The organism is Arcticibacter sp. (assembly GCF_053551015.1).
Genome location: NZ_JBMQOB010000002.1, coordinates 1 through 12,550 on the forward strand (window position 1 = coordinate 1; position 12,550 = coordinate 12,550).

Below are 12,550 nucleotides of genomic sequence, written 5' to 3' on the forward strand. Positions count from 1 at the left end.
CTTAAAAATGGTATACCAGGCGCTAAGTAAAGAAGAAGGATATGAGAACCTGATCTTACTGGATGAAAAGTGGGGCAAGAAGTATCCTGTTCCTATTCACTCGTGGTATGCTAACTGGGAGAACCTATCGACCTTTTTCCGCTTTGACGCCCATATCCGCAAGGTAATTTACACGACCAATACAGTGGAAGGCTTTCACCGACAGGTACGAAAGGTTACCAAGACCAAAGGCGGCTTTACTTCGGACAATGCTTTGCTGAAGCTGGTCTATCTGGTAGTACAGCGAGTATCTGAAAAATGGACCATGCCGTTAAGAAACTGGAGCTTGACCTTATCTCAACTTTATATTATGTTTGAGGACAGACTTAAAATAAGCCTGCATGGTTAGCAGATTGACCATGGAAAACTCTATGTGGGGAGTTTTCCACAATCAATCTGCCCTGGACGCCAATGACACAGTTGATATTACACTCCCGTCTTTAGCGAGACCTCTATTTCAAAAACACACATATTACTGCGACAGGGGCTAAAAATAGTCAAGTTACATTTCCCTCCCTCACCGCTGATAATATATCAAGGTCTCGAAAGCCGCTAATCGCAAAGATTAGCGGCTTTTTTGTTTTCTGGTATTACTTAAAATAAGTGCAGATTCGCATATTTATTCACCAGGAATCTAATCTAGTCTCAGCTCGCAAGCATTTTTTGGTAATTGTTGATGAAGTATTTCGTCAATTTATACTGTTCAGTATCCTCGTAGTTCATAAGCTGAAGTCCATCATCGGTCACACAATAAATATCAGCATCAGGATACGTCATTAATATGGGTGAATGGGTCGCTAATGAACTGAGACTCCTTGTCCGCCAAGTACCTTATCCTGGTAAGCATTTTGAACTGGCTTACTATAGATAAAGCAGATTCGGGTTCATCAAAAATATAAAGGCCCTTCCCACTAAGCTTGTTGTAAAGCAAGGCCAGGAAGCTTTCTCCATGAGACCGCTCGTGAAGGGAACCTCCGTATATATCCCGCTTATCTTTATCATCAAATATTCTGTCGACTTCGGAAGCGACATTATAGAAACTCTCCGACCTTAAGAAATAGCCATCCCTATTTCTGCTTTATGCTGCAGCAAAATTTACTATTGCAAGAAGTGTTGTTACGCTGATAAATATCCATAGTGCAATACCTTGGATGATTGGCTTTAGTCCGACAGCTTTTAAGATCTTTCTGGATAAGCCAGCTCCCACTAAAAATAACGTCAACGTGAGTCCTGCCTTAGCAACCGTGACGATAACCGGGCTCCACGTGTTGATTATAGGCACGTATGTATTGCCAATTATGGCCAGGACGAATAGTCCGATGAAGTAGGGGATCTGAATTCTAGCTGTTTTGCTCTCGAAAATATACTTCGATAAATAAGCCACAGGAATAATCCATAGCGCCCGACCCATTTTTACCGTTGTGGCCACTTCCAGTGCATGAGGACCGTATTTGCTGGCGGCTCCAACGACGGAACTAGTGTCCTGAATGGCAATAGCACACAATAAGCCAAACTGTGATTGGGAAAGATGAAAGTAATTGCCAAGCATTGGAAACGCAAATAGGGCAATTGAATTCAGGATGAAAATACATCCCAATGCTACAGATATTTGCTTTTCCTGTGCTTTGATGACAGGCGATATCGCCGCAATGGCACTCCCTCCGCAGATGGCCGTTCCCGCTGCGATCAAATAGGATATTTTCTTGTCGATATTTAAAGATTTGCCTAGAAAATATCCGAGCAATAATGTCAGCGTGATAGAAGCTATTGTGAGGCTTAATCCTGTTTTGCCCGGTTGCAACGCATGATCTATATTCATGCCGGACCCCAATCCAACGACAGATGCCTGGAGTAGCCAGTGGGTAGCCTGATTATTTAGATGAGGATATGGGTGACCAATGATTTGCGCGGCAGCAATCCCCATAACCAAAGCAATAGCAGGGCTGACAATGGCGTGAGACAGAATATAAGAGCAATAATGAAAACTATCCTTTTGGTAGGCTCGTTTAAAGATAGAAGTTGAGGCTTCACCTCGGGGGCTAATTGACTTTCTTGCATATTCATGCTGCAAAGTTCAATTAAAGAACTCCTGGATTTTTATCGCAAATAGTGATCACCGATAACCCAGGGTTATCGACTATCTCACAAACTCCTGCGTGCTTCTACAGAAGTTCATGAAAACGTTGGCTAGTCCGGGGAGATGGCCATGTTGTTGGACAAAATAAAAGGGGCGTTCTATGGCGAGTCCTTTCACATCCACAATTTTTAGGGAGCCGGATCGAAGTTCGTTAATGATAGCCTGTACCGATAAGAAGGCGAAACAGTTACTGTGGAGCAAGTAGGCTTTTATGCTTTCTGCTCCTCCGAGTTGCATCTCGATCTTTAAATCAGCCAGGGAAAGGCCCGATTTCTCCAATGTGTGAGCAACTACATCAAGCGTGCCGGATCCTGGTTCCCTCAGCAGAAAAGGTAAGTTCTTGAGTTCTGAGGAAGTAATGGTGTCTTTTTTGACCAAACCGTTTGCCGTGGCGCACACCAGAACCAATTCGTCTTTTAAGAAGCTGTCATATTTCAGTCGGCCATTGCGCTTGATACCCTCTACAATGCCCAGTTCGATTTCTCCATGTAATAGCGCTTGCTCAATTTGTTCTGTATTGCCGGTAACAAGGTTTACTTTAACGTCTTTAAACCTTTCATGGAATTTAGCCAGGACAGCGGGAATTACATATTGTGATACAGTATTGCTTCCTCCAATCCGAAGAATTCCGGAATATTGATTTGATAGCAGATTGATGTCAAACTCAAGTTCGCTGTATAAAGCGTTTTGTTTTTCAGTATACAGAAGCAACCTCTCTCCTGCGGGTGTTAATACGACCTTTCTGTTTCCGCTTCTCTCCAGCAAAGTTGTTTTGAAGTGACTTTCCAACTCACGTATATGCTTGGTAACAGCCGGCTGACTGATAAATAGTTCCTCAGCTGCTTTTGTAAAGTTCAGCTTTTTGGCAACTGCACCGAATACCTTCAATCTAAAGTCGAGCATAGCAACGCAAAACTAAAATATATTCCCCAGAACAGATGCTTATCTCTGCATGTCGGCAATTTAATACTGTGCCAAGCAGATCACAAATCCCCCTCCCGCTCGCGCTTACCTTGATCATCTTTCAAGGTGTGATAGCTCTATATGTATCAGTTGTTTGGCACAAGATAATTCGAATGGGAGAGGTGCAGTTTTTTGTTCCAGGTGCTCATGATGTTCTTCCGTATTCGACACAAAACTATTTACTCTATAATTTTGGTAGTTTAATCTTTATTCTATTATATTTGAGAAAATATCAGCTACAATGTTCATAGTAGAATCTCCCCAAAGTGCAACAACAGAGTTGCTAAATTCTAATGTTAAAGTATGGCTCCTCTCCCTAAGAGGAATGGATGATGCTAAATCAGAGGGCGCTATATGTCAATGTTAGCACCTTATTTTACATAAAAAAGAAGCACCGGCAAGTGCTTCTTTTAGGAAAGATCAATGATTGAGGCTGTCAATTGGAGTTGCGCCGCCTCTTTTCATCAAACATTTAAACCCAATCAAAAATATGCAAAAGTTTGACAAAGTCAACCTGGTACTCTATGCCTGGACTTTAAAGCAAGCACTATTATTTTCCAATCTATCAAGAAATGACCTGTTTTTGAAAAGAACAGATACTGATAGTCGGAAAAAAGCCAAGTCCCAACCTGGAGTTTCTTCTCCAACTCTTCTTCTAATCCTTCTGACTTGTTTAATCCCTTTTGTGTCTGAAGCTCAGCAGACACAACCACTCATCAATTCCACTTTGTCAGGAAAGGTATTCGATTCTAAAAGTCGGGAAGTACTTCCAGGTGCGAATGTTACTATTCAGGGAACAACACATAAGGTGGTTACAGATGCAGAAGGGAAATTCGGTTTTGTAACCGGACAGAAATTTCCCTATACGCTTACAATTAGTTATCTGGGATACAAGACCCTTGAATTCGTGGTTCGAGAAAGCCCTGTCAACATCTATTTGGAAGAAGTCGTGAATGAGATGAATGAAGTCGTCGTCGTGGGCTATGGTTCACAAAAGAAAGTGAATCTTACTGGTTCAGTAGCGAGCTTGGATCAGAGAGTGCTCGCCAACCGGCCGATTACAAATTCGACCCAAGCTCTGCAAAACCTGCCTGGTGTTTTTACCAATCAGACAAAAGGCCGGCCAGGCGCGGATGCAGCCACTATCCGTATCCGTGGTACAGGTACCTTGAACAATAGCAATCCTCTTGTTTTGGTCGATGGTATTGAATTTCCGCTGGGCGATGTTAATCCAAATGATATTGAGAGCATATCCGTCCTGAAAGACGCTGCCTCGGCCTCGATATATGGAAACAGGGCCGCTAATGGTGTGATTCTCGTTAAGACTAAGGGGGGTAAGCGCGGCAGCTTCCGTTTCGACTATAATTTTTATGCAGGAAGCCAAAAAGCCACCCAATTTCCCGATGCTGTTACCAGTTCAGTAGAGTATATGGAGGGAAAAAACAGAGCGCTGGCAAACGAAGGCAAGCCCGCAGAAAGTTCTCCCGAACTCATTGCTGAATACAAAGCGGGGATGGATTCCTTCATTTATCCCAACACAGATTGGTTTGACTTGATGTTCAAAAGCGCGCCTTTACAGGAACATAGCTTACGTCTTTCAGGAGGATCGGAAAAAACGGCTTTCTCCATTTCACTCGGCTATCTCGATCAGGACGGCATTATGATAGAAACAAACGGAAAGAGATATTCCCTGAATACCAATATCACCTCAGACATTAACAAAAGATTGAAGGTGGGAGCCAGCCTGGTGGGGAATTTTTGGTCAAACCAGGAAAGCGCTTATACTGCAGATGAAGGCAATGGGGAAGGGGGGCTTATGGGATTGATTTACCGCGGTTTACCAATGCAAACACCCTATGCACAGGATGGAACTTATGCGGATCAGTGGATTCGTGTGCCGGGACATAATTTCTTTCGTAATCCGGTTGCACTGGCGAAGGAAGGATTCAGGAAAGACAATCGATACAGGACTTTAGCCAACTTATTTGCCGAAGTAGCACTGCCATTTGATTTGCGATACCGGGCCACTGTAGCAGCAAACCTTTTCTATGGCATTGAGAAGTTTTCCTATCCACAACTTTATCTTACGAATACCAAGACAGGAGTGATCAGTCCCATTGGAAACACGCCTTTACGAGGAGTGCGGCAAGCGAGTACGAACAATCTTAATTTAACTAATTATCATACGTTGAATTGGGATTGGACTATTGGACAGCATACATTAGGTCTTCTTGGCGGATTTAGTATAGAAACTTTTGACGACGGAAATTTTTCAGCATACAACCAGGGATATCTGGGTAATGATCTGACGGAGTTAAATGCAGGTAGTACCTCACCGCAAGTGACAGGCACATCAGGGAAAAGTAAGTTGCTTTCCTATTTCGGGCGATTCAACTATAACTTTTCGGATAAATATTTATTAGAAGCCAATGCCAGGTATGATGGGTCTTCCCGTTTCGCCAAAGGAAATCGCTGGGGTTTTTTCCCTTCCTTTTCCGTCGGATGGCGGATCAGCGAGGAGGATTTCCTGAAAGACAGCAAAGTTATAAGCAACCTGAAGCTCCGTGCATCTTATGGAAAACTTGGAAATCAGTCGATATCGTTATTCAGCTATGTTGACGCTATGTCACTTGGTCAGAACTACAGCTTCGGCGGAACTGTGGTGAGTGGGGCAGCTGTTATTCAACTGAGTGACCCCAATATTACCTGGGAGACTACTACAATGGCCGATATCGGTCTGGAAGGGAGCTTTTTCAATAATAGCCTTTCCTTTGAATTGGATTTTTTTGATAAAAAAACGTCTAATATCCTTAGACAGATCAGTGTTCCCGCACAAGTGGGGAATCTTGCAGGACCATTTAAGAATATAGGATCCGTATCAAATAAGGGTGTTGAGCTCACATTAGGATATAAAAATTCGATCCGTGAACTGCGCTACTCGCTGGGCGCGAACGTAACTTATCTTAAAAACCGCGTGCTTGATGTACAGGGACAGCGCTATTTGAGTGGATCCACGATTACTCAGGAAGGCGCAGCTATTGATGCCTTCTTCGGATTACAGGCTGAAGGTATATTCCAGACTGAAGAAGAGATTGCAAATCATCCTTTTCAGAATGCAGGAACGAAGCCAGGAGATTTGAAGTACCGCGACGTGGATGGAAACAATATCATCGACAACAACGACAGGGTGGTTATAGGAAACAGTATTCCAAAATATACCTATGGGTTCTCTTTAGGATTGGGCATCAAAAACTTCGATTTCAGCGCAATCTTCCAGGGCTTGTCAGATGTCGATACCTATCTGACCGGCAACCTTGCCCAGCCGTACAAGAATGGTGCAGGGGTCACGAGAGAATGGCTAAGTGATTCATGGAGTCCTGAAAACACAGGAGCGAGTTTACCCAGGCTAACGACCTCAAATGGTTATCCACAGAACTTTCAAACCTCAAGCTTCTGGGTGCGGGATGCCTCTTTCTTGCGACTGAAAAATGTGCAGTTGAGCTATTCCGTACCTAAAAAACACATCTCCAAAGCAGGACTTAGTCAACTGAAGCTATTCGTTAACGCGCAGAACTGTTTGACCTTCACCAACTTCAAATTCAGCGATCCTGAGAGAAATCTGACGAGGGGAGATCTGGTGGAATATCCCAATGCTAAAAGTATTACTGCCGGTGTAAATGTTTCATTTTAAAAATATCGCCATGAAAAGATATACATTCATCATCATTACATTATTTTCATTAACGGCCTGCAGCGATTCGTTCCTGGATGTTACACCTACCGACCGCTTTACCCAAAATACTTACTGGAATACGAAAGAACAGGGAGAGGCAGCACTGAATGCTACATACGCAACTTTAATTAATTCAAATTCGCTGTTTTCAGCACGCAATGCAATTTACCTGGACGCCCTTACACCTAATGCGTATCAGTATAATGCCGACGAGAATATTATTTCCAGAGGCCTGCACAATGCCGCCACAAGCACCTTCAATGGCGCCTGGAATACCTGCTACACAGGGATAGGGCGAGCAAATAATCTGCTTGTCAATATTGACAAAGTGTCTATGGATGAAAGCCTGAAGAACCGCTATAAAGCAGAGGCGAAATTTTTAAGAGCCTTGTTTTATTTTCCGCTATGGAATCTTTTCGGCGGAGCTCCACTCATCACCGAAGCGACAAACTACGAGACTCAAGCCAATTTACCGCGGAACTCAGCTGAGGAACTCCTCGCTCAGATTTTAAAGGACCTCGATGAAGCCGCCGCAAACAATGCTTTGCCAGCTAGTTATTCAGGAGCAGATAAAGGAAGAGTAACCCGCGGAGCTGTGCAAGCCTTGAAAGCCAGGGTTCTTTTATATGCAGGAAAATGGGAAGAAGCCGCAGCTGCAGCTAAGCAGGTGATTGATACAAAGACTTATACCCTTTTTCCCGATTATCGCGGTCTGTTTTATCTGGAGAACGAAGGTAATTCGGAAGTGATCTTTGATATTCAGTATAAATTCCCCGAATTCGCCCATTCACTCGATGTCATGCTGGATCAGCAGCTGGGGTGTGCGCCACTGCCCGGTCTTGTAAATGACTATTACGCTACAGATGGAAGACCTATAGCTAATTCTAGCTTATATAATGCGGCAAAACCTTATGAGAACAGGGACTCCAGACTTCAGGCGACCGTCATTATTCCGGGAACGACGTTTAAGGGTGCATCTGTAACAGATATTCAGTATCCAAGTACCGGTTACGGTTTAAAAAAGTATACAATTTTCAAAGACAACGAGAAGCCGACAGTTGTGCCGACAAGCGGTACATCCGAGTTAAATTATATCCTTCTTCGTTATGCAGATGTGCTTCTGATGTACGCAGAGGCGATGAATGAAGCTATTGGTCCCGACGCTTCGGTCGGCGGACTCAGTGTGTCCGCAGCCATCAATCAGGTTAGAGCCCGGGCGAAGATGCCCAATGTGCCTACAGGTTTGAGCAAAGAGCAAATGCGGGAAGAGATCAGACATGAGAGAAGAATAGAATTTGCCGGAGAGGGACTATACTATTTTGACATCCGGCGCTGGAAACAAGCGGAGAAGCTCCTCAATACAGATGTCTATAATATCAAGGGTAACAGGATCGATAGCCGCAGCTTTAATGCCAACCGTGATTATTTGTGGCCTGTACCCTCCATAGCCATCCAAAATAATGTTGCTTTAACCCAAAATCTCAATTACGGAAAATAACCAATTACCATGAACAACTTTAGATACGTTTTCATCCTAGTAGGATTACTTTTTGCAAGAGATCTTAGATCTCAGGAGCTGCAAAAGAAGAAGCCCAATGTCATATTTATTCTGGCAGACGACCTGGGCTACGGAAATCTGACAAGCTATAATAAGAGATCTCCAATACCGACTCCGTATATCGACCAGTTGGCAAACGAAGGAGTCAAGTTCAACAGGTTTTATTCGGGCAACACGGTTTGCGCACCTTCGAGGTGCGCATTGATGACAGGGCTGAATATGGGACATGCGTGGGTCAGAGGGAATGCTAAAGCCAAGGATGGACAGGCGGCTTTGCGCCCTCAGGATACTACTATTGCCGAGAGGTTGCAAGCCAATGGTTATGTAACGGGCATGTTCGGCAAATGGGGATTAGGCGATGCCGAAACCCTTGGGGCACCACATCTGAAAGGCTTTGATGAGTTTTTTGGCTATCTTGATCAGGCCCATGCGCATGACTATTATACCAGTCGGCTATATGAGATTCAGGATAAGATCACGAAGGAAGTACGGGTAGACTCGAGTGATTATACGCAGGATCTCATCATGAACAAGGCGCTGAACTTTGTACGGTCACATCAGGATGAGCCTTTCTTTCTGTATTTACCATTTACATTGCCACATGCTGAACTGAAGGTACCGGCGGACTTGCTGAAGAAGTTTCAAAATCCCGATGGGACAAGTCAGTTCGGACCCGAAACACCGTTCAAGAAGAAAGGCAACTATGATGATCAGCCGCAGCCCCGAGCTGCCTTTGCAGCTATGGTATCCAAGTTAGATCAGGATGTTGGTCGTATTCTTGAACTTATTAAGCAGTTAGGGCTTGATGAAAATACCTATATCTTCTTTACAAGTGATAACGGCCCCCACAAGGAAGGTGGTGCCGATCCGGTGTTCTTCAACAGTGGAGGTCCCCTCCGTGGCGTAAAGCGTGATCTCTACGAAGGTGGTATAAGGGTGCCCCTGCTTGTAAGAGCTCCGGGAAAAATTCCTGCGGGTACTCAGAGTGATGTGCCATGGGCTTTCTGGGATATCTTCTCTACAGTTGGACAACTGACGTCTGCTGCGGTCCCCTCCGGAATTGATGGTATTTCCTACGTTCCATCTCTGCTCGGAAAGAAGCAGGAGAAGCAACATGACTATCTGTATTGGCAGTTCAATGAAGGTGGCATAAAAGAGGCTCTGACACAAGGCGACTGGAAATTGATTCGTTTTAAGGAGCAGGGAAAAAAGGAGATATTGGAGCTATATAATCTCAAGCAAGACATTGGGGAGAAGAACAATCTTGTTGCGAAGTATCCAGCAGAGTTGCGAAAGCTAAAGAGCCTCCTGGCAAAAGCCAAGACCCCTTCGGAGAATAAAACCTTTGACTGGTCAGATCAGGAACAATAAGCTCTCAGGATTCTGAAGAAGAAATAGATCCTCTAACGAGCGGATGATATTTAAAGACTTACCTCGAAATGTTTTTTAGATGGGGTAATTTAGGCAAACGGAAATGACATATACGTTTATTTCAAGAAGAATGGCAAGTCTAAAAACGGAATGTTCATTCATTCTCGTCGCTATAATTTCAATAGTAAGTTCCTGCCAGCAGAAAGGCCAATCTATTAAAACAGGTTCCTCTAAAGCCAGTGTAGATATGGAGGTAACGGCCAGGGCAGGTACACAGGCAGAGCGTGATGGGATGGTATGGATCCCAGCGGGTGAATTTGAGCAGGGTGGCGACAACGAGCAGGCAGCTGAAGATGAATATCCAAAGCATAAGGTAAAGTTAGATGGATTTTGGATAGATGTAGCAGAAGTGACAAATGCTCAATTTGCTGAATTTGTAAATGCGACCGGCTACATAACAACAGCAGAGAAGAAACCGGACTGGGAGGAGATAAAAAGACAACTTCCACCCGGAACTCCAAAGCCTGACGAGAGCTTACTCATAGCGGCTTCTTTAGTTTTTAAAGCTCCAGCGACAGAGGTATCCCTTACCGACTATTTTCAGTGGTGGGAGTGGAAAGAGGGTGCAGACTGGAGACATCCACAGGGGCCAGGAAGCGATATCAGAGGTCAAGAAAATTATCCGGTTGTGCATGTGTCGTGGTATGATGCACAAGCTTATGCCAAGTGGGCCGGTAAGCGGCTGCCTACGGAAGCCGAGTGGGAGTATGCCGCCCGTGGAGGGCTGAAGAATAATATATATCCCTGGGGAAACGAATCTGTGAATAGCGGTGCTCCTAAAGCGAATTTCTGGCAAGGAAAATTCCCTGCCAGAAATACACTGGAAGATAAGTTCTACTATTCCGCTCCTGTGAAATCATTTAGTCCAAATGGATATGGATTGTACGATATGGCGGGGAATGTTTGGGAATGGTGTGCCGACTTATACCACAACAAGTATTATGAAAATGTGCGGAGTGGAGTTGTAAATCCTAAAGGTCCTTCAACAAGTCTGGATCCGGCAGAACCAACCGCGTCAAAGAGAGTGATGAGGGGAGGATCCTTTTTGTGCAATGATGGTTATTGCTCGGGTTATAGGGTGGCCAGGAGAATGAAGAGTACAGAAGATAGTAGCTTTGAACACCTTGGTTTTCGTTGTGTTAGTAATAAATGAGTATGTTGATTTTAAAACTAAAGTCCAGGATTTATATTTTCTTAATTGGCCGGTTACCCGCGAAACCTAATCAGCTGTTGACCAGGTCAAAGACATTATAGAGGATGCCACTAGTCTCACCCGGAACGAAAAAGAGGGTGATCATGATTATGATACACCCTCGGTAAGGTCTTGATGAAATTTGTTCTTATACCACGCCTTGTGCGATCATCGCATCAGCCACCTTAACGAATCCGGCAATGTTCGCGCCCTTTTCATAGTTGACATAGTCTTTGTCGATTCGTCCGTGTTTTACGCAGACATGGTGGATCTGCTCAATGATAAGCTTCAGTTTGCTGTCGATCTTTTCGCGACTCCATGAGTAGCGCAGTGAGTTCTGAGACATCTCCAGTCCTGATACAGCCACACCGCCGGCATTTGCCGCCTTGCCTGGAGCGTAGAGGATTTGTGATTGCTCAAAAACGTGAATGGCTTCGGGAGTAGAGGGCATGTTGGCACCTTCTGCCACGCAGAAGCAGCCGTTGTCTACCAGAGTCTGAGCGTCTACACCATCAAGTTCATTCTGGGTGGCGTTCGGAAATGCCACGTCGCATTTTACGCTCCATGGTTTCTGGCCCTCGAAGAACTCACAGTCGTATTTGGCCGCGTATTCTCTGATCCGGCCTCGTCTTACGTTTTTCAGTTCCATGATATAGGCGAGCTTTTCTTTGTCGATACCCGCCGGATCGTAGATATAGCCTTCTGAATCCGACATGGTCAGCACTTTTGCGCCTACTTCCAGGCATTTTTCAGCAGTGAACTGGGCCACGTTTCCGGAACCGGAGATTACCACGGTTTTACCTTCCATGGAATCCCCTCTTGTATGAAGCATCTGCTGGGCAAAATACACGACTCCGTATCCTGTAGCTTCGGGACGGATCAAACTGCCGCCCCACTCGTGGCCCTTGCCGGTCAGCACGCCTGTAAATTCGCCTTTTATACGTTTGTACTGGCCAAACATAAAGCCGATCTCCCGGGCACCAACACCGATGTCTCCCGCAGGAACGTCGATATCGGGACCGACGTGACGGTACAGCTCGGTCATAAAGCTCTGGCAGAACTTCATGACTTCGTTATCGGATTTACCACGGGGATTGAAGTCGGAGCCGCCTTTACCACCGCCCATAGGCAGTCCGGTAAGGCTGTTCTTGAATACCTGCTCAAAGGCAAGAAACTTCAGGACACCCAGGTTCACAGAGGGGTGGAAACGAAGTCCGCCCTTGTACGGCCCGATGGCGCTGTTCATCTGCACTCTGAATCCGCGGTTGATTTCAACTTCGCCTTCATCATTCAGCCATGGAACGCGGAACATGACGACTCTTTCTGGTTCTGCAATGCGCTCCAGAATCTTGTGTTTCTTATATTTTGGATGTTCTTCAGCAAAGGGGATGATCGATTCGGCTACTTCGAACACCGATTGTAAAAACTCGGGTTCGTTCGCATTCCGCATCTCGATTTTCTTCATAAATTCTTGAATCAGTACATCCATAAGTTTAA

General features: G+C 44.9%; 8 protein-coding genes. 5 read left to right on the forward strand and 3 right to left on the reverse strand.

What is annotated here, in order from left to right:
* On the forward strand, positions 1–388 hold a 388-nt coding region (locus ACO1NU_RS00140; RefSeq protein WP_448816410.1), incomplete at its 5' end, for a transposase.
* Between the two features lie 729 nt (positions 389–1,117).
* On the opposite strand, the gene ACO1NU_RS00145 is transcribed toward ACO1NU_RS00140, so the two are convergent.
* Positions 1,118–2,110, reverse strand: coding sequence for a YeiH family protein (locus tag ACO1NU_RS00145; protein ID WP_448816411.1), 993 nt, complete (start codon positions 2,108–2,110; stop codon positions 1,118–1,120).
* Between the two features lie 66 nt (positions 2,111–2,176).
* Complete coding sequence (locus ACO1NU_RS00150; RefSeq protein ID WP_448816412.1) at positions 2,177–3,079, reverse strand: LysR substrate-binding domain-containing protein; 903 nt, start codon at positions 3,077–3,079, stop codon at positions 2,177–2,179.
* 550 nt (positions 3,080–3,629) lie between these two features.
* Here ACO1NU_RS00150 and ACO1NU_RS00155 point away from each other — a divergent pair.
* The 4 genes from ACO1NU_RS00155 to ACO1NU_RS00170 all read left to right on the forward strand — a co-directional run bounded on the left by ACO1NU_RS00155 (position 3,630) and on the right by ACO1NU_RS00170 (position 11,014).
* The gene (locus tag ACO1NU_RS00155) at positions 3,630–6,830 is read left to right on the forward strand and encodes a SusC/RagA family TonB-linked outer membrane protein (protein ID WP_448816413.1); all 3,201 of its coding nucleotides are present in this window, start codon (positions 3,630–3,632) and stop codon (positions 6,828–6,830) included.
* Between the two features lie 10 nt (positions 6,831–6,840).
* Complete coding sequence (locus tag ACO1NU_RS00160; RefSeq protein ID WP_448816414.1) at positions 6,841–8,370, forward strand: RagB/SusD family nutrient uptake outer membrane protein; 1,530 nt, start codon at positions 6,841–6,843, stop codon at positions 8,368–8,370.
* 9 nt (positions 8,371–8,379) lie between these two features.
* Positions 8,380–9,801: an arylsulfatase gene (locus ACO1NU_RS00165; protein WP_448816415.1), complete on the forward strand. Its 1,422-nt coding sequence runs from the start codon at positions 8,380–8,382 to the stop codon at positions 9,799–9,801.
* Positions 9,802–9,931: 130 nt separating this feature from the next.
* Positions 9,932–11,014, forward strand: a complete 1,083-nt coding sequence (locus ACO1NU_RS00170) for a formylglycine-generating enzyme family protein (protein ID WP_448816416.1) — start codon at positions 9,932–9,934, stop codon at positions 11,012–11,014.
* 187 nt (positions 11,015–11,201) lie between these two features.
* Here the strand turns inward: ACO1NU_RS00170 and gdhA are convergent, their stop codons facing one another.
* Positions 11,202–12,542 carry an NADP-specific glutamate dehydrogenase gene (gene gdhA, locus ACO1NU_RS00175; protein WP_448816417.1) on the reverse strand — a complete coding sequence of 447 codons (1,341 nt, stop codon included), beginning with the start codon at positions 12,540–12,542 and terminating at the stop codon, positions 11,202–11,204.
* Positions 12,543–12,550: the final 8 nt, after the last annotated feature.

Coding starts and splice junctions, on each gene's coding strand:
- ACO1NU_RS00150 (WP_448816412.1), bottom strand. CDS start 3,079: ATGCTCGACTTTAGATTGAAGGTATTCGGTGCAGTTGCCAAAAAGCTG.
- ACO1NU_RS00155 (WP_448816413.1), top strand. CDS start 3,630: ATGCAAAAGTTTGACAAAGTCAACCTGGTACTCTATGCCTGGACTTTA.
- ACO1NU_RS00160 (WP_448816414.1), top strand. CDS start 6,841: ATGAAAAGATATACATTCATCATCATTACATTATTTTCATTAACGGCC.
- ACO1NU_RS00165 (WP_448816415.1), top strand. CDS start 8,380: ATGAACAACTTTAGATACGTTTTCATCCTAGTAGGATTACTTTTTGCA.
- ACO1NU_RS00170 (WP_448816416.1), top strand. CDS start 9,932: ATGGCAAGTCTAAAAACGGAATGTTCATTCATTCTCGTCGCTATAATT.
- gdhA (WP_448816417.1), bottom strand. CDS start 12,542: ATGGATGTACTGATTCAAGAATTTATGAAGAAAATCGAGATGCGGAAT.